Source organism: Vibrio sp. QJM3NY_35 (assembly GCF_057785915.1).
In genome coordinates this window covers 499055-520705 of record NZ_CM173508.1, presented here as the reverse complement: position 1 = coordinate 520705, position 21651 = coordinate 499055, and the positions used below count along the sequence as shown (strand labels likewise).

The 21651-nt window shown below is 44.6% G+C and carries 20 protein-coding genes; 11 read left to right on the top strand and 9 right to left on the bottom strand.

Features of this window, described 5'->3' with window-relative positions:
* The first annotated feature begins 90 nt into the window (after nucleotides 1-90).
* Entirely contained in the window at nucleotides 91-1236 is a 1146-nt protein-coding gene (locus AC3CH3_RS17760) for a lactonase family protein (protein ID WP_488538854.1), read from the top strand.
* Between the two features lie 37 nt (nucleotides 1237-1273).
* Here the strand turns inward: AC3CH3_RS17760 and AC3CH3_RS17755 are convergent, their stop codons facing one another.
* Both AC3CH3_RS17755 and AC3CH3_RS17750 read right to left on the bottom strand, forming a co-directional pair.
* Nucleotides 1274-1900, bottom strand: coding sequence for an HD domain-containing protein (locus AC3CH3_RS17755; RefSeq protein WP_488538853.1), 627 nt, complete (start codon nucleotides 1898-1900; stop codon nucleotides 1274-1276).
* A 185-nt stretch (nucleotides 1901-2085) separates the two neighbouring features.
* Nucleotides 2086-2745, bottom strand: coding sequence for an HAD family hydrolase (locus tag AC3CH3_RS17750; protein ID WP_019821262.1), 660 nt, complete (start codon nucleotides 2743-2745; stop codon nucleotides 2086-2088).
* A 411-nt stretch (nucleotides 2746-3156) separates the two neighbouring features.
* On the opposite strand from AC3CH3_RS17750, the gene AC3CH3_RS17745 reads away from it, so the two are divergent.
* The gene (locus AC3CH3_RS17745; protein ID WP_029405360.1) at nucleotides 3157-4485 is read left to right on the top strand and encodes an anaerobic C4-dicarboxylate transporter; all 1329 of its coding nucleotides are present in this window, start codon (nucleotides 3157-3159) and stop codon (nucleotides 4483-4485) included.
* Between the two features lie 180 nt (nucleotides 4486-4665).
* The gene (galM, locus tag AC3CH3_RS17740) at nucleotides 4666-5730 is read left to right on the top strand and encodes a galactose-1-epimerase (protein WP_488538852.1); all 1065 of its coding nucleotides are present in this window, start codon (nucleotides 4666-4668) and stop codon (nucleotides 5728-5730) included.
* An 18-nt stretch (nucleotides 5731-5748) separates the two neighbouring features.
* Here galM and AC3CH3_RS17735 read toward each other — a convergent pair whose 3' ends face one another.
* Nucleotides 5749-6774 carry a LacI family DNA-binding transcriptional regulator gene (locus AC3CH3_RS17735; RefSeq protein ID WP_019821266.1) on the bottom strand — a complete coding sequence of 342 codons (1026 nt, stop codon included), beginning with the start codon at nucleotides 6772-6774 and terminating at the stop codon, nucleotides 5749-5751.
* 212 nt (nucleotides 6775-6986) lie between these two features.
* Here AC3CH3_RS17735 and AC3CH3_RS17730 point away from each other — a divergent pair, with 212 nt between their 5' ends.
* Both AC3CH3_RS17730 and AC3CH3_RS17725 read left to right on the top strand, forming a co-directional pair.
* The gene (locus AC3CH3_RS17730) at nucleotides 6987-8057 is read left to right on the top strand and encodes a cellulase family glycosylhydrolase (RefSeq protein WP_019821267.1); all 1071 of its coding nucleotides are present in this window, start codon (nucleotides 6987-6989) and stop codon (nucleotides 8055-8057) included.
* Nucleotides 8058-8127: 70 nt separating this feature from the next.
* Nucleotides 8128-9516: an MFS transporter gene (locus tag AC3CH3_RS17725; RefSeq protein WP_488538851.1), complete on the top strand. Its 1389-nt coding sequence runs from the start codon at nucleotides 8128-8130 to the stop codon at nucleotides 9514-9516.
* 105 nt (nucleotides 9517-9621) lie between these two features.
* Here AC3CH3_RS17725 and AC3CH3_RS17720 read toward each other — a convergent pair whose 3' ends face one another.
* From AC3CH3_RS17720 to AC3CH3_RS17700, 5 genes are all read right to left on the bottom strand, one after another.
* The gene (locus AC3CH3_RS17720; protein WP_019821270.1) at nucleotides 9622-9945 is read right to left on the bottom strand and encodes a DUF4144 domain-containing protein; all 324 of its coding nucleotides are present in this window, start codon (nucleotides 9943-9945) and stop codon (nucleotides 9622-9624) included.
* 31 nt (nucleotides 9946-9976) lie between these two features.
* Nucleotides 9977-10243, bottom strand: a complete 267-nt coding sequence (locus tag AC3CH3_RS17715; protein ID WP_488538850.1) for a Txe/YoeB family addiction module toxin — start codon at nucleotides 10241-10243, stop codon at nucleotides 9977-9979.
* Nucleotides 10233-10490 (bottom strand): type II toxin-antitoxin system Phd/YefM family antitoxin, encoded by a 258-nt coding sequence (locus AC3CH3_RS17710; protein WP_017061616.1) that lies wholly within the window; start codon nucleotides 10488-10490, stop codon nucleotides 10233-10235. Before AC3CH3_RS17710 ends, AC3CH3_RS17715 begins: the two co-directional genes overlap by 11 nt.
* A 186-nt stretch (nucleotides 10491-10676) precedes the next feature.
* A complete protein-coding gene (locus AC3CH3_RS17705; RefSeq protein WP_019821274.1) occupies nucleotides 10677-11468 on the bottom strand; it encodes a CLCA_X family protein in 792 nt (263 codons plus the stop codon).
* Between the two features lie 105 nt (nucleotides 11469-11573).
* Nucleotides 11574-12263: a flavin reductase family protein gene (locus AC3CH3_RS17700; protein WP_488538849.1), complete on the bottom strand. Its 690-nt coding sequence runs from the start codon at nucleotides 12261-12263 to the stop codon at nucleotides 11574-11576.
* A 178-nt stretch (nucleotides 12264-12441) separates the two neighbouring features.
* Between AC3CH3_RS17700 and AC3CH3_RS17695 the strand changes: the two genes are divergently transcribed.
* The 3 genes from AC3CH3_RS17695 (at nucleotide 12442) to AC3CH3_RS17685 (ending at nucleotide 16161) form a co-directional block, all read left to right on the top strand.
* Nucleotides 12442-13773 (top strand): ferredoxin reductase family protein, encoded by a 1332-nt coding sequence (locus AC3CH3_RS17695; RefSeq protein ID WP_488538848.1) that lies wholly within the window; start codon nucleotides 12442-12444, stop codon nucleotides 13771-13773.
* Nucleotides 13774-13912: 139 nt separating this feature from the next.
* Complete coding sequence (locus tag AC3CH3_RS17690; RefSeq protein WP_488538847.1) at nucleotides 13913-14320, top strand: hypothetical protein; 408 nt, start codon at nucleotides 13913-13915, stop codon at nucleotides 14318-14320.
* Between the two features lie 467 nt (nucleotides 14321-14787).
* Entirely contained in the window at nucleotides 14788-16161 is a 1374-nt protein-coding gene (locus AC3CH3_RS17685; RefSeq protein WP_488538846.1) for a carbohydrate porin, read from the top strand.
* Between the two features lie 134 nt (nucleotides 16162-16295).
* Here the strand turns inward: AC3CH3_RS17685 and AC3CH3_RS17680 are convergent, their stop codons facing one another.
* Complete coding sequence (locus AC3CH3_RS17680; RefSeq protein ID WP_019821278.1) at nucleotides 16296-17282, bottom strand: LacI family DNA-binding transcriptional regulator; 987 nt, start codon at nucleotides 17280-17282, stop codon at nucleotides 16296-16298.
* 234 nt (nucleotides 17283-17516) lie between these two features.
* On the opposite strand from AC3CH3_RS17680, the gene AC3CH3_RS17675 reads away from it, so the two are divergent.
* The 3 genes from AC3CH3_RS17675 (at nucleotide 17517) to AC3CH3_RS17665 (ending at nucleotide 21554) form a co-directional block, all read left to right on the top strand.
* Nucleotides 17517-18956 carry a sucrose-specific PTS transporter subunit IIBC gene (locus AC3CH3_RS17675; RefSeq protein ID WP_488538845.1) on the top strand — a complete coding sequence of 480 codons (1440 nt, stop codon included), beginning with the start codon at nucleotides 17517-17519 and terminating at the stop codon, nucleotides 18954-18956.
* Between the two features lie 196 nt (nucleotides 18957-19152).
* Complete coding sequence (cscK, locus tag AC3CH3_RS17670) at nucleotides 19153-20112, top strand: fructokinase (RefSeq protein WP_488538844.1); 960 nt, start codon at nucleotides 19153-19155, stop codon at nucleotides 20110-20112.
* On the top strand, nucleotides 20109-21554 hold the full coding sequence (locus tag AC3CH3_RS17665) for a sucrose-6-phosphate hydrolase (RefSeq protein WP_488538843.1): 1446 nt from the start codon (nucleotides 20109-20111) through the stop codon (nucleotides 21552-21554). The genes cscK and AC3CH3_RS17665 overlap by 4 nt, the downstream gene beginning before the upstream one ends.
* The last annotated feature ends 97 nt before the right edge of the window (nucleotides 21555-21651 follow it).

Sequence of the window (21651 nt, the reverse complement as noted above, 5' to 3'; positions counted from 1 at the left end):
AAAATCTGTTAAAGCATAGGCTTTGAACTTACACCCGAGCCACTCATCAGGTTCGGGTGTTTTCAATAATTTTTGATAAATGGCTCTATTATGAATAATCAGTACCTTTACGTAGCAAGCTACACTTACCCTCACTTTGCACCAGGTGCCGCTAGTGTTAGTGAAGCGAAGGGAATTTCAGTCTATAAGATTGAAGCCAATGATTTATGCTTAATACAAGTTATGGAAACGCCAAATCCATCATTTATAACCACTAATGCCGACAAGTCGATGCTTTACTGTGTAAATGAGTTGGGTATTGACGGCTCAAGCCTTGATGGGCGAGTGAGTGCTTTCCGCATTGACCGTGAAACCGGGGAGCTGAGCTTTGTTAATACCCAATTGACGAACGGGAACTGGCCTTGTCATTGCGAAGTGAGTACTGATGGGCGTTATTTGCTTGCTGCTAATTATGGCTCAGGAAACTTTGTTTCATTGGAGATTAATACTGACGGTTCATTGGGGGAAATTGCCGATCAGTATTACAACGAACTTGAAGGGTGCCGAGTTGAGATAAACAGGCAGTCTGCGGCACACCCACATATGATTTTGTCAGCTTCTGATGGGAAGTATGTTTTCGGTGTTGACCTAGGAAATGACCAAGTGAACTCATGGTCTTTGACCCCGGAGGGTAAGTTTGTGCCGGCGGAAGTTCCTGTTGTAACGGTTGCTGCTGGTTGTGGGCCAAGACATATGGTTTTTGCCCCAGATAATCGCTATGCATATGTTCTAAATGAATTATCTTCGTCAGTGGATTGCTATAAATTTGACAATGAAAGGGCGTCATTCATTTGGGGGCAGACACTGTCTTTATTACCAGAAGGTTCTATTTATTCCCTACCTGAATTTGATCCAAATAATCCAGGAAAGGTTCCTGAAGGTAGCAATACCGGCGGTGAAATTTGTATGAGTTTTTCAGGGGATTATTTATACGCAACAAACCGAGGGATGAATGCTATTGTCACTTACTGTGTTGACAAAGTAACAGGCTTGTTGAAAGCCATTGATTGGATATCGACAGAAGGCAGAGCGCCTAGAGGAATGGCTTTGGATCCAACAGGGCGCAACTTATACGTTGGCAATCAAGATTCGGATACGATTGTCCGTTTCAATATTAGTGAGGATAACGGAAGGTTGTCAGAAGCTTCGAAATTAGTGACAAATTGCGCTGTACCAACTGACTTTTCATTTGCCTAATGCTTATTAGGCAAGTGAGCCCTTAAGTTGCCTGCCGTTAAACTTCGGCGCCCAATTGTTCAAGAAAGCCACGCATGTAGTCGGTGCGATTGTTCGCTTCCAATTTGGCGGATTCTGTATTCATGGTTTCAGCGAGCTTGAACAGCTTCACGTAGAAATGGTCGACGCTGTAATGCTTGTCATTCAAGTCTCGATGTTCAGCGAACGGGTCTTCGTGGTTATAGAGTTCGGCATTGAAACTTTGACCAACGTATAGACAGCGTGCAATGCCAATCGCACCGAGAGAATCTAGGCGGTCAGCATCTTGAACAATCTGTGCTTCCAAGGTTTCTGGTGTGATGTTGGCGCTGTAGCTGTGCGTGACAATCGCATGATGGATCTCGTCGAGATAAGACGCCGGATACTCGATAGATTTGAGGTAAGAGATCGCCTTGTCTGCTGCCATTTGCGAGCTTTTGGCTCTGTCTGGGTGATTCTTAGGAAAGGTGAAGCAGTCATGAAGATAAGCGGCAGGCAGAACGACTTCAAGCTTAGCTTGTTCTTGAGTACATAAAGCCTTGGCAGTTTTGACTACGCGCTTAATATGGCTGATGTCGTGCGCTGCATCTTGTGTCATCTCTTGCTGTGCAAAATCAAGCAGTTGGCTTTCAAATTTTTCTATCACGCGTCTCTTTCTCCATTATCAATATTGCTTCTCGATTTCCATCGTTTCACATCGACTTTAACAGTTTCAAGCGCGAGTTTTTATCTTTTATAAAAGGAATACCCACAAAAAAACCGACTCTGTGAGTCGGCTTAATAGAAAGGTTATTCTGTGTTGATTAAAGCGTTATCAACGGTAATCAGAGCTTATGCGGCGGCCTGTTGTAGCTGCGCCAATACATGATGCAGCGATGGGCTGATCGTGTGGCCAAGCGCTTTTACTTCTTCGCAAGGTTCAACCAAATCTGGAATTTGGAAGCTGATCATGTTCGCTGCCATTGATGCACGAATACCGTTGTTTGAGTCTTCAAACGCTAGGCAGGTTTCAGGTGCAACACCTAAGCGTTCTGCCGCTAGCAGGTAGATCTCTGGGTGAGGCTTTCCGTGAGTCACTTCGCAGCCTGTGCTTAACGAGGTGAAGTACGAATCTAAGCCAGCCAGCTCAAGTTTCTTCTTTGCGATATCAAGCTGAGTGGAGGTCGCGACCGCAATTGGAATGCTGTTTGATTTTAGCCATTCAAGCAACTCAATCACGCCGTCTTTTACCGGGATTGCTTGGTTTTTAACGATTGCACTGTAGCGCGTGCGCCATTCGTTATTCAGCGCTGGGTAGTCTAGGTTTTCACCGTAGCCATTTCGAAAAATCTGTTCGATGGTTTTTGCGTTACAGCCAATGATGCCTAGGTAGACATCTTGCAAAAACGGAACACCTTGCGCGTGACATGCTTCTTCAAAAACCTGCATACAAAGTCGCTCGGTGTCGAGCAGCAGTCCATCCATATCAAAAATAGCAGCTTGAAAATTCATATACGTGGTTCTTTCTGTGTTGTCGTCGTGAGGGAGGGTATTTTGACATAGTGTCTAGTGATAGGCGAGTCAGCGTTCAGTAAGAATGTATCCAATCGGCTCGGTAATATGCTTCTGAATGACTTGAAATGTGATTGGTTGTGGTTGGAATAATATCGTCCAGTTATGAGCCTGATATTTTATAGGCCATCTAGATCTAACAGAAACAATTATGATTATTCCACATAACAAACCGAGCTTGTGTGTCTTGCTTCTTATTACATTTCATAAACTTACAGGTCGGTTTGCGTGACCATAATCTTATAAAAAACAATTAACGGGAGCCTGCAACCATAGTGTGACCAATCAATAAGTAAATGGCTGAGCTTAGGGAGAAAATAACATTAGTCCACATTTTTAGCAGGGTTGCTTATGTTGTATTTTGAATTTCTATTTTTATTAGTCGTCCTTTATATCGGGTCTCGGTATGGCGGTATTGGCTTAGGTGTTGTTTCTGGTATTGGTTTGGTCATCGAGGTGTTTGTCTTCAAGATGCCACCAACGTCTCCACCGGTCACTGTAATGTTGATCATCCTCGCTGTTGTTACTTGTGCCTCGATCCTCGAAGCGGCTGGTGGTTTGAAATACATGTTGCAAGTCGCGGAAAGGGTACTGAGAAAGAACCCGAAACGCGTCACCTTGATAGCACCGTTCGTGACTTACTCGATGACTTTCCTATTGGGTACTGGCCACGCGGTTTACTCAATCATGCCAATCATTGGCGATGTTGCGTTGAAGAATGGTATTCGTCCTGAGCGTCCAATGGCAGCGGCATCAGTGGCGTCTCAGCTAGCGATTACGGCTTCTCCAATCTCGGCTGCAGTGGTGTATTACCTCGCGCAACTTTCCGATGTCCAACACTCCATTACTCTGCTTTCCATTTTGATGGTGACGGTTCCTGCAACGCTGTTCGGCACACTTTTACTTTCTCTGTATAGTTTGAAACGTGGTAAAGAATTGAACGACGATCCTGAATATCAAGCGCGTCTAAAAGATCCTGAGTGGAAAAAGCGCATCGAAAGCACCACTGCGACGTCTTTGGATGAAGTGCTGCCAACTTCGGCTCGTAATGCCGTGTTGATTTTCCTGTTGTCGATTGTCGTGATTGTTATCGTGGCGATGGTGCCTGAGATCAGAACCATCGTAGACGGCGACAAACCAATCAAGATGTCGGTGATCATCCAAATGATGATGCTCTGTTTCGGCGGTATCATCTTGCTGGCAACCAAAACTGACCCACGTGATGTGCCAAACGGCGTGGTATTCAAATCGGGTATGGTGGCGGCGATTGCTATCTTCGGTATCGCTTGGATGTCGGATACCTACTTCCAATACGCAATGCCTCAGTTCAAATCTGGCATCGTGGAAATGGTGACCAACTACCCATGGACGTTCGCGCTAGCGCTATTCATCGTATCAGTTGTGGTGAACTCTCAAGCCGCTACTGCACGTATGATGCTACCGGTTGGTCTTGGCTTAGGACTAGACCCAGCCCTGCTTATCGGCTTGATGCCAGCGGTTTACGGCTACTTCTTCATCCCGAACTACCCATCAGATATCGCAACGGTTAACTTCGATGTCTCTGGCACCACCAAGATTGGTAAGTGGTACTTCAACCACTCATTCATGTCGGTGGGTTTAATCGGTGTAGTAGGTGCATGTTGTTTGGGTTATGCGCTAGCACAGATTTTTATCGCTTAATGTATTAGCTAAATAACAAACAAAAACAGCGCCTGAATTGGCGTTGTTTTTGTTTCTGACGCTTGAAAAGGTATGTGAATTAAGTAAAAGGCAACTTAGATCAAAATATTAGCTAATATTATTAGTTGCAAGTGGGGTAGTGGTGATATAACGCTATTTTTGTGAGACGAAGAGGCACTAATGATTACTAACTTTGAGCAATTAGAGCAAGACATGGCATCCACTCCATCGTTTGATGGTCAGTTAGCTAAACTGGTCCACCTCAAGAACAGCAATGGAATGAGTGTATCCTTCATGGATATTGGAGCTACTTGGCTGAGTTGTTCTATGCCAGTGAATGAAGTAGCTCGAGAGGTGTTACTTCGCTCACCCAATATGGCTGAACATATGGAGCAGAGCTCTTATTTTGGTGCGATTGTTGGGCGTTTTGCAAACCGTATCGCTAAAGGCCAATTCGAACTTGAAGGGAAGCGCTACCAACTCGGGGTTAATAATGGTGAAAACTCATTACATGGTGGAGTAGAGGGCTTTGATAAAAAGCGTTGGAGCATTGTTGAACAAAGTGCACAAAAGGTAGTGTTTACTCTTCATACCAAAGATGGTGATCAAGGGTATCCGGGTAATCTTGGTGTCAAAGTTACCTATTCTCTAACGGATGACAACCAAGTATTTATTTCTTATGAAGCCAATACTGATAAGACTTGCCCCGTTAACTTAACCAATCATGCTTACTTTAATTTGGCTGGTGAGGCTTCTGGTTCGAAAAGCTTGGATCATGTATTGCAGTTGAGTTCAGGCCATTATTTACCGACAGATCAAGGCTTAATACCAACGGGAGAAATAAAGGCGGTTAAGGATACGAGTTTTGATTTTTCACACGCAAAGCTCATTGGGCGGGATTTTCTGACTGAGTCGGACCAGAAAATGGCTGGTGGCTATGATCATGCTTTTGTGTTTCAGCCTGAAGTGACCGATGGAGAGTCGGTTGCAGCGGTTCTGGTTGCACCTGCAAAAGAAGTCGTGATGAAGGTAAAAACGACGAAGCCTGCTATTCAGTTTTATTCGGGTAACTTTCTAGCAGGGACGCCTGGTAAGAGTAAAAATTATGAGTTGTACGATGGTCTTTGCTTAGAAACCCAATATTTTCCAGATGGTCCTAATAAGCCAGAATGGGGACCTAACCGCGGGCTCCTGAAGTCTGGAGAGCTTTATCAACATCAGACGGTTTATCAGTTTAAGTTTTAGGCCCTAACTATTGGTGGGCTATGTGCCCACCTTATCCGATGGTGTTGAGGATGTACGAATAATCAATTCTCCTTCCACTTTTCGTCTACTGGATAACAAAGGCTGAGCCTCAATTTGCGCCATTAAGGACTCAATCGCTAGCTTGCCCATATCTGAGTAAGGTAATTCAACGGATGTTAACGCAGGAAAACTTTCCGATGCGATTTGTTGGTTATCGTAGCCAACGACCGCGACATCTTGAGGGATCTTAAGCCCTAGTTCAGACAGTGCTTGATAGCACCCCATCGCCATGTAATCACTGCCACAAAAGATAGCTTCTGGTGGTTGAGCTAACTTAAACAAAGCTAATGTCTGCTGATGTGCTTCTTTTAATGACCAGTTGGCCTCTGCTAAGTAATTGCTGTTCGGGACAATATCGGCATCAATTAGTGCCTGACGGTAGCCTTCACTGCGTTGTTGGCTCGCAAGCATCCAGTTTTCGCCCGTGAGCATAGCAATACGACAATAGCCTTGTTGGATAAGGTGAGAGACCGCTTTGTAAGCACCGATCATATCGGCAGGTAAAATGCTTGGTGCATCGCTATTGCTTTCGTTTGTGCAGTTTAGGAGCACGGTTGGCAGAGGCATATTGACCCGTTGTTGTTCAAGTTCACGAGTCATGCTCGATGCGTACACCAAGCCTGCATAATCTCCGCTGTTGATTTCCACTTCAATTTTGCTCGCTAGCACTTCATCGTGGCTGTAATTGAAGATCACTAAAATAAAGTCGTTCGCCCAAGCCTCTTCACGCGCTGAGTTTATAGCATCAATAAAAGGGTCATAACTCGATAACCCGTTGACAACCAGTGCTATTTTATTAGGTCGACCCAGCGCATGAGCGACTTTCTTATTTTTGTAGCCAAGTGATTCGGCGGTATCGAGCACTTTACTTTTTGTGGTGTCTGCAATTTTTACAGACGTTGAACCATTAAGTACCAGTGATACCGTTGATTGAGACACACCTGCCGCTGCAGCAATGTCACTCATAGTGATTTTTTTAGCCATCGTAAATTTCAACCCAACTTAGTTAGCTAAAGATATTAGCTAATTATCAGCTTTCGATCACCTGTTAAAGATGGGGATCACAAAAAGTTGTCCGAGCAGTCTGATAGTTGTGATTGCTCACTCGTTTTTAATCTTAGATAGTAGCGATAAAAATGCAGCTCATTATATTAGCTAATATTATTAGTTAATAATTTAGTTTCAAGGTGAGTAAGATGAAAAGATGGTCTGAAGACAAAGCGTGGCAATGGCAACAACAACATGGATGGTTACGTGGATTTAATTACTTACCAAGGACGGCTGTAAACTGGAACGAAATGTGGCAAGCCGACTCATTTTCACCAGAAATAATGGAACAAGAGTTGGCTTGGGCGAGAGAGGTTGGCTACAACACACTGCGTACCAATTTGCCTTTCATTGTGTGGCAAGTCGACCGCCAAGGACTGCATGAGCGCATTGATCATTTCTTAGATATTTGTGAACGAAACCAGATTAAGGTGATGATGACCCCAATGGATGATTGTGGATTCTCCGGTGACCATCCGTATCTAGGTCAACAAAAAGCCCCTGTCCCTGACCTGCATAATAGCCAAGCTGCGGCCAGCCCAGGTCGTAATGTTGTAATGGATAAGTCACAGTGGGGTGACGTTGAAACTTACATCCGTGACATTATCTCGACTTATAAAAACGACCCGCGTATTGCGATTTGGGATCTGTACAACGAGCCAACCAACCGTATGATTTTTACCACCACTGGTGAGCTAGCTTACGATGAAGAAATGGAGATGTTCAGCCACGAGTTGATGGAAAAAGCGTTTGAGTGGGCGCGCGATGTGAACCCGACTCAGCCCCTAACGGTGGGTGCATGGCATTGCCCTAGTATTCTCGACCGTAGTTTGCCTATTTTTGAGCATCCAACCGATCGCCGAGCGATGGAGCTATCGGACATTATCACTTTCCATGCTTATCTTCCGTTGGATTTGTTCCATGAAGCGCTGAAAGTTGTGCAAGCGCACAATCGCCCGATGATGTGTACCGAGTGGTTAGCACGTCATGCACAATCTTCCTTACATGAACAGCTGCCAATTTTTAAAGATAAGAATATTGGCTGCTATCAATGGGGATTAGTGAAAGGTAAAACACAAACGCACCTTCCTTGGCCTGAAATTAAACGCAATGACGTTAACTATGCCAGTCAGTGGTTCCACGATCTGCTTGATGAGCAAGGACAGCCATATGATGCAAGCGAAGTACAGTTGATTCAAACACTCGCAGAGGTGGAATAACTGTCATTTAGCCGGCCTAGAGAAAAAGGTCGGCTTCTAAACTAGAATCAAATCAACCGAGACGTGAACAATGACTACTATAAAAAATAGATTGAACAATAGAGAGCTGATTTCTTATTTCGGCTATGGCGTGGGCCAATGCTTTAGTTTTGGCTTGGTTGGCTCGTTCATCTTATACTTCTACACCGATATTCTCGGTATTTCGCCGATTGCTGCGAGTACCATATTTCTTATTGCACGAGTGTGGGATGCTGTTAATGATCCGTTGATTGCTGGCTATATGGATACGTTAGAATCTCGCTTCGGTAAGTTCCGTCCCTACATGTTGTTTACTCCATTTTTGATTGTATTGGTGACCATCGTTGCCTTCTATAATATCGATGCGGACATGTCGACTAAAGTGATGTATGCAGGTATCACTTATATTCTGTGGGGTACTCTTTATACCATCTCTGATGTGCCATTTTGGTCAATGTCGTCGGTGATGACTGATGAGCCTCAAGAGCGTGCCAAAGCAGCAACGTGTGCCATGTTAGGTGTTAATGCTGGTATTGGCGCAACGCTGGTTATTTTTCCTAAATTAAGCGCATTTTTTGCTGATGGTCGTGCTGATCAAGGTTACTTACCTGCTGTTATCGTATTGATGGTGGCAGGTCTGCTGTTTATGCTGAACGGTTTCTACAATACCAAAGAGCGTATTTCGACGGCGAGCTGTGAAAAAGTAACACTGAAAGATACTTTTCAAGCGGTACGTAAAAACAAGCCATTATTCTTCATCTTGGCTGCATTCTTTATGAATGTGTTCTTCAATCTAGTTAATGGTTTATACATTTTCTTTTTCACCTACAACATGGGCGATGCAGGTTTAGTTTCATTGATTGGTACTATCACTTTAGTCAGTGCTATCGCGTGTTTAGCGACGCCAATCCTAACTAAACGTTTCAAGAAGAGAGATATCTTTATTGCTCTATGTGTGTTGGAAATTATCGCACGTGTTGGTTTTTATCTAACAGGTTATGACAACACAACGGTGGTGATGATGTGGCTGGCAGTAGTAACGGGGCTCTTTATGATGACTAACCCGCTTATTTCAGCGATGATTGCAGATACTGTTGAATACTCTTACTACCATAGTGGTAAGCGTACAGCAGCGATAACTTTCTCTGGTCAAACATTTACAGGTAAATTATCCGTTGCGGTAGCAGGTGGTTTAACAGGTCTGATCCTGACAACTATTGGTTATGTTCCAAATGCGGACCAAACAGAAACAGCATTGAATGGCATGTTCTTTTGTATTGCTTTACTGCCGGCTTTAGGGGCTTTGGTACGTATATTTATTATGTCTCGTTATACCTTTACTGAAGACCAGCATGCAATTTTACGCGAAAAACTTGAGCGTGGTGAGTTTGCTGAAGGGGTTGTTGATAAGTCAGGAATTACGCACAAAGCGACGTCTTAGTTGTTGAGGTTATTACCACTCATTGCACCCTAGAAAACAGCGTCTAAATTGGCGCTGTTTTTGTTTGTTCTGATTCGAATATAGGTTTCGAATTGATAACCAATATTAACGAGGCTCAAACGCCAAAGATTGAATTGCTTCTTCAATCGTCAGGAAGTGGATCTTCATCAGGCACACTTCTGCTTTTTGGAACTCGTGATTTCGAATCAGTTTGGTCACGCTTTCAACCGAATACTGGTTGGCTCGTTTAGCTAGAGACAGTTGGTTAGAACTCGATTGAAGCGAATAGCTGTCGCCAACTGAATCAATCAGGTAATCATCTTCACCTAAGATCATCTCTGAGCATTCCGCTTGAAAATCTTGTTCGGACGCGACGTAAATAAGCTCATCGTCACCGTCGAGTTTTACCAAAGATGGCCAACTGATCATCACTGCCCTTTCTATGTGCTGCTTACTGCTTTTAATAGTGGTGACGACAAGCAATTATGTAAAAGTTATCGTCATCTGCTTTATACACTAATCGATTCTTGTCATCGATTCGTCTTGACCAAAAGCCAGACAGGTTGCCGACTAGTGGCTCCGGCTTTCCAATCCCTTCAAAGGGCATTCTTTTGGCGGCTTCGATCAACTTATTTAGTTTCTTGAGCGTTTTCTTGTCTTGGGTTTGCCAGTATAGGTAATCTTCGCAAGCATTATCTGTAAATACAATTTTTCGATCATTCGTCATTATTCAATTCTCGAACGGTTGTATTTCCGGCTTCGAGTTGAGCAATGGATTCAGCCAATCTTTCAGCGTTTTTAGGCGAGCTCATTAGGTACAAGGTTTCTTGCATTGAATTAAAATGATCAAGAGACATGACAACTGCATCTTCTGAATCGCGTCTGGTTATTACCGTAACATCAGAATCGTCTACCACTCTATCGAGCACAGACTTAAGGCTATTTCTGGCCTCAGTAAAAGAAACAATATTCATTACTTATTTACCCTGTTGTTTTTGGATATGTTTAATCTTTCTATATACACAGAATAGTTAATCATTCATGAATTAACTATTCTACATGTTCTGCTTGTTGTACATGTTATATCAGAGGTTACACATGATCAACTTATGGTACATGTCATTCATTGTAAATATGCAGAGAGTTACTGACTCAAAATGTTATTTACTCAAAGATCGCCCTAATGGTGCGAAGTAACCTTGCAGGGCTTGGTATATCTGTTTGCGATGCGCCATATCAGGATACACGGGGTACATATCAGGCTTGGTTGTGCCATCCACTAGATAAGCGTTCTTGATATCGGAACACGATTCAATCACGGATTCAAAAGCGCGCGCCATCATCTCTGTGGGTAGTGAGAAGTAACGGGCAGACATCGCTTTGTCGGCAATAACACTTCGCGCCACATAATCGTGTTTGTCCAAGTTATTGTCGCTAAGCAGTGTGGCATCAAACAGAGACATCAAACTTTCGTTTAATGGATGAGGTCGCACCTTTCTATCGTGCAACCAACAGTCGCTGGCGAACAGGATCTGCTTGCGAGGGCCCGAGGTATCGCCGATTTCAAACGCTTTCTCTGCGATATAGTGGTCAAACGCATGCCAAAACTCGTGTGCGAGCGCGCCAGCTCCAGCGTTCTTGGCGAGGGCTAATTCTCTCTGGTTTGGGGCGTAGTGTGCTTGTACGCCTTTTCTGCCACCACTGCCAAACGCTAAGCCTAATGTGCCACGAAGGCCAATTGCCTCTGGTGGCAAAGCCAAGATGTAAGCCAAGTCGGCTAGCGAGTCGAATATCAGATTTGCGGCCAACTCTTTTTCTTCTTTCGTGACCCAAGCCCCCACACGAATGCTGCCCATACCGAAGGTCTGTTTGATGTCCATAAAAGACACCTGGTCGCCGTGCCGGTAGTCTGGGCCTTCGCGCGTTTTGTATTTAAAGTGAGTTAACTTCAAAAGGGTCCTTGGAAACAGACGTAAGAATGAATGGGGTGCTCAGCGAGATGCATCTCTTGGAATTAAAGGACGTTAGCACTTTTGATAGCAAATTGCCGAACAAAATTAGTCTAGATTAAGTTCGAACGCTTCCCATGAGGTTGGGTTACCTTCGCGAGTGAGTGGAAAGAGTGGCTGTTGTGGTTTTGCATAGCTTAATCGGTGCAGTCTTTGAGTTACGTGGTAGCTATCAAGCCCTGATACCGTGACCAAATCCAACGCTTCTAAATCAAGGTAGCCATCCGGCATCACGGCGCGTTTGGGTGCGTGAATCGTTATAACTTCACCGATCAACATTTGCGTTTGATTGCTTTCGATTGTGATCTGTTCTTTGAACGCTAACCCTATCTTTAAACTGCTCTCCAAGACGAAGGGAGCGGGGAATTTGTCGTCATAATAGGCCGTTAAGCCGACCGCGTTGAATTCTGAGACTGGTTTAGGGTAGCGAGCCGAGGTTTGATGGGCCTTTTTAACAAAGTCAGCACCAATGCTGTTAACGGTGAAGTACTTTGTTTCTAGAATGTTTTCTAGCGTATGACGGCGGCTTTTATCTGGGCGAACAATAAAACCAAGCAGTGCCGGATCAGACCCTAGGTGAACCACAGAGCTCACCACAGCAAGATTTTCTAACCCTTGTTTGTCACAGGTACCAATCAGGTTTGCGCTCTTGAACCCCGATAAGGAGTTAATTAAGCGAGCGCGCTCTCGCTGATCCATCGCTTGTATATCTTTTCTTGAAAGGGTCATGTCCTTCATATCTTCTCTTCTTCTCATTTTTGTTTTCGACGACTTGTTCACTAACCAAATCATATTTACGCGGAAGCCCCCTCTAACGATCAGCTGAGCGTGTGCCTTTGCATAGATTTACGTATGTTGACGTCCCTTTACATCACGCAAGCTAAAGTAATGATGTCGTCTTTATGAGTGTTAAAAAATGAAAACAGTCCGCAATATCATCTGGGCAATGATTGCCACAATGTCAGCCTTTTGGTTTGCGATGGAACCGCAACTTTTCGCTTCAAACAATGTCTTTGAATGGCGCTCTGCCATGATTCAGTACTCGGGTATGTTGTCTCTGATGTTAATGTCCATCACCATGATCTTGGCGATGCGTTTGCCTATGGTTGAGAATTGGATCAAGGGTATGGATAAAGCGTATCGAGTGCATAAATGGCTCGGTATCGGTGGTGTGGCGCTGGGTGTCACACACTGGTTGTGGTACCAAATCCCTAAGTCACTGGTGACGTCTGGCGTATTCGATAAGCCTGTTCGACACGATGGTTCAGGGACACAAGCGGTGCTGACTGGCTGGGAATCGTGGGTCAATGAACTGCGCGGTATTGCGCAAAGCATCGGCGAGTGGGGTTTTTACTTATTACTCGTTCTACTTGTGGCGTCACTATGGGCGGCAGTGAAATACAAACCGTTCAAATTGTCACATCGCCTGATGTCGGTCGCGTACCTGTTTATCGCTTTTCACTCGGTAATACTGCTCAAACATGCCTATTGGGGACAGCCTATTTATTACCTAACGGTGGCATTTGCTTTAGTTGGGTCTATTGCAGCGATTTACAGTTTGTTGGGTTTGGTTGGGCGTCGTAATCGGCATTCTACTTCCGTTGTATCCACTCGCTACTTTCCAAAAGCAGAAGTGATGGAGTTAGTGTTAAAGCCAAGTACATCATGGCGAGGCCACGAAGCAGGGCAGTTTGCGTACTTGCGTTTCGGTAATGAAGACCCGCATCCGTTTACCATTGTTTCTGGCAGTAAAGACTCAGAGCTACGCTTTTTGATCAAAGAGCTGGGTGATTTTACTAATGGCCTATATGAACGAGTGAAAGCGGGCGATGCGGTTACGGTTGAAGGACCCTATGGTCGACTTGATTTTGACCTAAGCAAGCCACAAATTTGGATTGCTGGTGGTGTCGGGATAGCGTCGTTTTTTGCAATACTTGAAGCGCTCAAAACAGAACGAGATCATCCTCGTATTGAACTGTTTTATTGTACTCGCGGTGTTGATAAGCAATTAATCGATGAGTTGTGGCACCTTGCACACGCGGTTGGTGTGAAGTTGACCGTGATAGACACCTTACATTCACCTCAACTGAACGCCGGAAGAATTGTCAATCAATGTGGCGACCTCAACGAATACGAGATGTATTTCTGTGGGCCGGAGTTGTTCTCTACATCACTGAAAAAAGAATTAGACACCTATCAATTTGATATTGAAAAGCACTACCACGAAGAGCTGTTTGTGATGCGTTAAAGCCAACTATTGGAGCTGTGATTGTTAAATTAGTCAATCGGCACAGTGTAAAAAGGCGTAAAGTCACTCAATTTGTTATTGCAGCGGTTTGCTATTGAGCGATACCATATAAGGCTGTTTCTTTGGTAAAGATGTAATTATGTCAGATGAAAAACTCGCACTCGAATGGATGCGCCAACAAGCTCATAAAGTTGACCCCTACGTTATCGATCCATCGTTTGATGAATGCGTTGAGTTGCTTGATCCTGCCTTCAAGAAAGACAAGAGTGTTGCTCAACTCAAGTATCTGTTATCAGAAGCCGATCGCCGAGCGGGCGCGGCCGAGCGTAAGCATGCAGCCTTAAAGTATGCCAAAGAAAAAAGCCCAAATGCTGGTCAGATTCTGCGTCTGCAAAGCAAACTTCAACAAGTCCAGCTTGCACTAAAACTCGCGACTGGCGACAACAACATGACCATCTCTCAGTTCTGTTCAGAGTATGACGTGACCAAGCGTGACGGCAATACGGCATGGAATGAAAAGTTGGTGGAGCAAGGGAAGAGAAAGTAGTCTTTTAAACGCTTTACTTTTCTAAAACTGTCACGTTAGTTAGTGTCATACACTTTTCGAAAAACGACCTATTGTTACCAACGAACGCCTTTTAAAGCCTGAAAAACCGCTTCTCAGGCATTAATTTTTATAGCCAACCCGTTGCATTTTTAGCGCATTTCTTATTTATCGTACTGGATTTTGTCTCTATTTTTCTGAGAGATCTAATGTGCGCGAGACACAGTTTTTCGCCCATTAATCAATTTCACTTGTGACAAAGTTATCAGAATTATGTATTTTCGGTAACGTTCCCGAAATTATCGATCTATCATCCACTCAGATACAAAAGTGAAGTAATCAACACGACTGATTTCTATTTCTTCTTCGATATAGAGCTTATACATCAAAATCATAAGCCGAAATGCGCTTACGAATTATTTTGGGAACGTTTGCAAACAATCCAAAACAATTAACGTGAGAACATAAGAATGAAACTACACACTTTAGCGGTTGCTGTAACAATGGGGCTAATGACTACATCGGTATTAGCAAGTGAAGACGTTGCAGCATTAGAGCAACGTATTAATGAATTAGAACAAAGAGTTGCACAAACGGAGCAGGTTTCTACCGAAGCCAATGAAAAGGCTTCTTCGTTTGAGTTTCACGGCTATGCACGCTCTGGGTTATTGATCAACGACGACCTAAACGGCGCGACAGGTACTGGTCCTTACATGACAGCGGCGGGTGCGATTGGTGCACCAGTTGGACGACTTGGTGTGGAAGATGATCATTACGTTGAAGCGAACTTGATTCATAAGCGCTTTGCGGATGATGGCTCTAGTGCCTTGTTTCGTATCATGTTAGCCGACAGTACTGAAACAAATAACGAATGGACAGCCAGTGAAAGCCAGTTGAATGTACGACAAGTGTATTCAGAACTGAACGGTCTGAGCATGTTCTCTGAATCCGAAGCGTTTTCTGAAGCAACGTTTTGGGCGGGTAAACGATTCGATCGCGACAACTTTGATATTCACTTTTTCGATTCGGATATTGTCTTCTTATCAGGTACTGGTGCGGGCGTTTATGACGTTCAGATGAGCGACAACTGGAAAGCGAATTTCTCTATTTATGGCCGAGATTTTGGTGAGATTGATAGCTCGTCAACAGATGTAGAAAACTACATTGCAACCATGAATAACCGTATTGGCCAATGGCAAGTGATGTTGAGCGGTATGACCTCAGCAGACAACGATAGCCGCCTAAATGGCGCAGCTGAAAGCGGTGTACACGCAATGTTTGCATACCATGGAGACAACTTCTTTGGTCTGAGCGAAGGCTTCTCTAAAACGGGTATGTTAGTGGGTAGCGGCCTAGGTGCAGAGCTAAAAGGCATCGGTTCAAATGGTGATCTACTGGATGACGCGAAAGCCGTTCGCCTGTTTAGCTACGGTGTCACTCGCATTGGCGACAACTGGCGCTTAGCACCTGCATTAATGGCAGAGCATAGCCAAGACCGTCTGAAGAAGAATGACGAGTTCACATGGGCTTCTTTAAACGTTCGATTAGCTCAAGAGTTCTCAGAAAACTTTGAGATGGTTTACGAAGGTTCATTGCAATACATGGATTTAGACAACTCGACAGAGCAAGCGAGCGGCGGTTTCTACAAAGCGACAGTTGCACCAACACTCAAGCTTTCAACTAGCACTGGTTTCTTTGACCGACCAGAACTGCGTTTCGCTGTGAGCTATGTGGATTGGAGTGAAGACCTAAATGGTTACTCGATCAGCACTGAAGCAGATGCTGCAACGATGGGAGAGGGCGGCGAGGTTCTGTTTGCACTGCAGATGGAAACTTGGTTCTAATTGCTTGATATATCGTTTAGATAGAGAGTGTTACTCATGATGTGATAGTCGCATCACCAAATGCCAACCTTATCGTTTCAACTCGAAGGTTGGCATTTTTTATCTTGGGATAACCTGATCTCTGAAATAAATCGCTAGCAAGACTCTCGGTCAATAGTAGTGAAGGTCAACACCATCTTGCTCATTTCAAAGCCTTTTTTCTCAATACGGTCGAGTAGCAGCTTGGCTCCATTTTCTCCCGCTTTATCAAATGCATAGTTAAACGTAGACAGCGTTGGTGTGCATACTGAAGCAAGTTCATCATCACCCACACCGAGCACCAAGACATCCTTTCCTGGAACGAGGCCCGCTTCTTGAATGGCTCTGATCGCACCGATTGCGATACGGTCAGTTGCGCAGAACAGGCCATCGAGCTTGGTGTGCTCTTTTAGAGACTGTTTAGCCAGTTGGTAACCTGACTCTATGGTGAAGTCGCCACGGGCGTGAAATTGCAGTGTGAGGTCGTTAAATTGAAGCGATTGAGCGAAGCCTTCCGATCTCATCTTATCAACCGCAATATCATCACCTTGCACACCGATGAATCCCATATGTTTACAAGCTTTCGCTATGAGGCGATTACCCGCTTCAAACCCTACGCGAGTGTCGTCGTGCACAATACTTGGGATGTTAAACATTGACCCGTCTTGACCCACCAATACCACCGGCACAGCAGAGCTTTGAATCGCTTTGACCAATTGGTTGTCGAGGTGGGTCGCGTACAGGATGATGCCTTCAACGCGCTTTTGGTTAAATATCTGAATATATTCAAGTTCTTTGTGGTGTGTTTGGTGTGTGCTCGCTAATAAAACATGCTTGCCCGCTTGCTCTAAGACTGCGGTTAAACCGTCGACACCTTGAGAGGTAGCGTGGGAAGAAACCCTAGGGACAATCACACCAACGAGATTGGTTTTCTGAGATTTCAAGTCTTTAGCGACTTGGTTTGGGAGATAGCCACACTCTTCGACCGCTTTACGCACCTTCACCTTGGTCGCGTCTTTTACGCCATACTCATCGTTGATTACTCTAGAAACCGTCGACTTGGAAACTCCAGCGAGACGAGCGACATCATGAAGACTAGCCATTATTCATTATCCAATTGTAATTTTGGTTTTGGGATTGTTTGCAAACAGAGCATCAAATTTACCTGTTACTAGGGGATTTTAACCCTGTATTCTTATCCTAGGGAGATAATTTGAAGATCATTCTCACACTATTGAGCAGTTATCTTTGATCATTTGTTATTTCTAGGCAAAGATTTGTTTTGCAAACGTTCCCGAAAATTCAAAAGCTCAAATGATAATCCAATGGGGTATGTAATGAATTATCCAAAAATAGCAAAAGAGCTGCTTTCTCTATTAGGTGGTAAAAGTAATATCACCGCACTCGCACACTGCGCGACTCGTCTGCGTCTTGCGGTTGCAGACCAAGATAAAATTGATGAACAGGCGATTGATAACCTAGAAGGGGTTAAGGGCCAGTTTAAAGTGGCAGGTCAATATCAGATCATCTTTGGCTCAGGCATCGTAAACCAAGTTTATGCTGAGCTGGCTAAGCTGACTGAAATGACGGAAATGTCGACCAACGATGTGGCGTCTGCAGGTGCTGACAACCAAAATATTCTGCAACGCGCAGTGAAAGGCCTGTCTGATATTTTTGTACCAATCATTCCGGCGATTGTTGCTGGTGGTTTGTTGATGGGTATCTACAACCTATTGACGGCTCAAGGTTTATTCATTGATGGCAAATCTTTAATCGACGCTAATCCGGGGTTGACCGACTTAGCAAACATGATCAATACATTTGCTAATGCTCCTTTTGTGTACTTACCTATTTTATTAGCATTTTCAGCGAGTAAGAAGTTTGGTGGTAACCCATACCTTGGCGCGGCTTTAGGTATGTTGATGGTTCACCCAGACTTGCTTAACGGCTGGGGCTTCGGTGGCGCATCGGTTTCGGGCAGTATTCCAGTTTGGAACATTTTAGGTTTCGAAATCGAGAAAGTGGGCTATCAAGGTTCAGTACTACCCGTTCTTGTTTCTGCTTTTATTCTAGCGAAAGTTGAGCTTGGCCTACGTAAAGTTATTCCTTCGGTTCTGGATAACTTGCTAACGCCGCTACTGGCTATTTTCGTGACTGGCTTACTGACATTCACGGTTGTGGGGCCATTTACACGTGACATCGGCTTCTTACTGGGTGACGGTCTTAACTGGCTATACAATAGCGCTGGCTTTATTGGTGGTGCGGTGTTTGGTTTGATTTATGCGCCGTTCGTTATTACTGGTATGCACCATAGCTTTATTGCTATTGAAACTCAGCTGCTTGCGGATATCGCAACGACTGGCGGTACCTTCATCTTCCCTATCGCGGCGATGTCTAACGTGTCACAAGGTGCAGCGGCACTGGCGGTTGGTTTCATGAGTAAAGATAAGAAAATGAAAGGTATCGCGATTCCTTCTGGTGTGACCGGTTTGCTTGGTATTACTGAACCTGCAATGTTCGGTGTGAACTTGAAGCTTCGCTATCCATTCATTGCTGCGGTTTGTGCAGCTGCGGTTTCAAGCGCGTTTATCACGATTTTCAATGTGAAAGCACAAGCACTGGGTGCGGCGGGTATTCCTGGCATCATCTCAATATCACCAGAAAAAATTGGCTACTACGTGGTAGGTATGATTATCGCGTTCGTGACTGCCTTTGCTCTGACCGTTGTTTTAGGTCTGCGTGAGCGCAGCAAGCAAAACATTAAAGCAACAGCTTAACGTTTATCCCTAGAAGTGAAGCCCCCCTTTTCACTTCATTTCCTAAGCTTTGGGGTGCTAGCTAGGTGATTTGGCTTAGCTAGCCTTTTTTATATTTTTACATGACAGCGTGAAGTGTCACCTTGCTTTCGGTTGCTACTGCTTTCGATTGCTATCGCTCTCGGTTGTCATGATTTTCAGTTTTAAGGTAAGAAAGATGAATCAAGTTTGGGTAACTGGAGACGCCGTCGTCGACCTCATTCCGGAGACTGACGCGACATTATTGAAATGTCCGGGCGGTGCTCCTGCCAATGTCGCGGTAGCGATTTCTCGCCTTTTAGGCAAAAGCGCATTTTTCGGCCGAGTGGGTAACGATCCGTTTGGCACTTTTATGGAAGTGACTCTGCAAAAGGAAGGTGTGGATACCGAGCGTTTGGTGAAGGACCCTGAACAACGCACATCAACCGTGGTGGTTGATCTTGATGACCAAGGCGAGCGCAGTTTTACGTTTATGGTTAAGCCAAGTGCCGACCAGTTTATGTCTGTTGAAGACATTCCCGAATTTAAGAAAAACGAGTGGCTACACGTCTGCTCAATCTCTTTGGCTAATGAACCAAGCAGAAGCAGTACCTTCGAAGCGATCCGACGTATGAAAGCCGCGGGCGGTTACATCAGCTTCGATCCAAACCTTCGTGATGAAGTGTGGCAAAACCCATCTGAAATTAAGTCTGTGGTCATGAAAGCGGTTGAATTGGCTGATGTGGTTAAATTCTCAGAAGAAGAACTGGATTTCTTAACCGATTCAACTTCGGTGGAACAAGGTTTGGCTAACATTGCAGATCTTAACAACACGCTTGTTTTGGTTACGCAGGGCGCGAAAGGGGTTTGGCGAGTATTTGAAAACCAAGGTGTGTTGATTTCAGGTCGCTCAGTGACGCCAGTGGATACTACAGGCGCAGGCGATGCTTTTGTTGGCGGCTTACTTGCAAAGCTTTCTCAACATGAAGAGTGGAATAATCAACAAGTCGTTGACTCTGCAATCCAGTGGGCAAATGGCTGTGGTGCATTGGCAACCACGCAAAAAGGTGCGATGACTGCACTTCCAACGCAAGAGGCTCTCACTCAGTTTATTCAAAAAGACTCTTCAAATACGAATGCCGCAGAGGAGAGTGTATGAGTTTGAATTCGAACTGGACAGTAGAGCAAAGGTACTGTCGCGTAGAGCAGATTTCTCAAGACAGTATGGATGCGATGGTAAAACAGCGTAAGCAAGATTCTGGATACCCTAGTTACCATATTGCTCCCAAATTTGGCTTGCTGAATGACCCGAATGGTTTGTGTTACTTCAACGGCGAGCATCATATTTTTTACCAATGGACGCCGGTTGGCCCTGTTCATGGCATGAAGTATTGGTATCACCTGTCTACAAAAGATTTTGTTCACTTCGAAGACCATGGCATTGGCTTGCACCCAGACCAAGATTACGACTCTCACGGTGTTTACTCTGGTGGTGCATTGGTTGAAAACGACAATGCATTGTTGTTCTTTACGGGCAACAAGCGTGATGAAAATTGGTTGCGAGTGCCAACTCAATGTTTTGCCAAGATGTCTGTCGACGGCAAAATAGAAAAGCACGGCGTGGTTATCGAAAACGATCACTACACCGAACATTTCCGCGACCCAAAAGTGTGGAAACAGGGCGACGATTATCTGATGGTTGTGGGTGCTCAAACGCCTCTAGAGACTGGCTCAATGGCGCTATATCGCAGCCGAGACCTGATCAATTGGCAGCATAAAGGTCCAATTCAAACTCGTTACAACGATCTTGGCTATATGTGGGAATGCCCAGATTTCTTTGAAATAGACAATCAGTCGGTGATGTTGTTTTCTCCACAAGGTGTGTCTAGCGAAAACCCATACGATTTCAAAAACATTTACTCGGTGGCTTATATTGTCGGTGACAGCCTAAATCTAGATTCGGTAGAACTGGAAAACCATCAAGATATTGCGCAGCCAGATTATGGCTTCGATTTCTATGCACCACAGACTTACTTAGATGATAAAGGTCGCCGCATTCTGATTGCTTGGATTGGTCTGCCTGAGATTGATACACCATCTAATGAGCATCAGTGGGCGGGCATGTTGTCTTTACCACGCGAGCTTCACATCCAAGATGGCTATCTGGTGCAGTGGGCTCTACCTGAATTGAAAGCGCTGCAAGGCGAAGCGGTTACGGTTGAGAGCGTTCTTGAACTGGGTACAACCAGCTTCATGGTTCAGCTTGAAACGGAAACGGACGAGTTTGAGTTAACGCTTGCAAATGCTGCGGGCGAGAATATCGTGTTCAGTGCTACAGAAACGGAGTTCATGCTTGATCGCAGTCAGATGTCTCAACTTTACGCGGAAGAGTTTGGCTCAGTGAGAAAAGCACCGAGGTTGAGCACCAAGCAAACCATCGAAGTTTATGTCGATAAGTCAGTGATCGAAATCTTTATCAATGGCGGTAAGCACACAATGACCAGCCGTTTCTTCATTGATGACTTGAGTTCATTGTCGATGACTGGTGACGTGAACACCGTTTATCACTCGATGAACCCAATTAAAGGGTTGGACGACTAACCTCCGCTTATCTCCATCAAGAAAGCCGCTGATCAACAGCGGCTTTTGTTTGGTCTGCGACATCACTATTGTGTTAGCTCTTTGACCTTGTCCATTC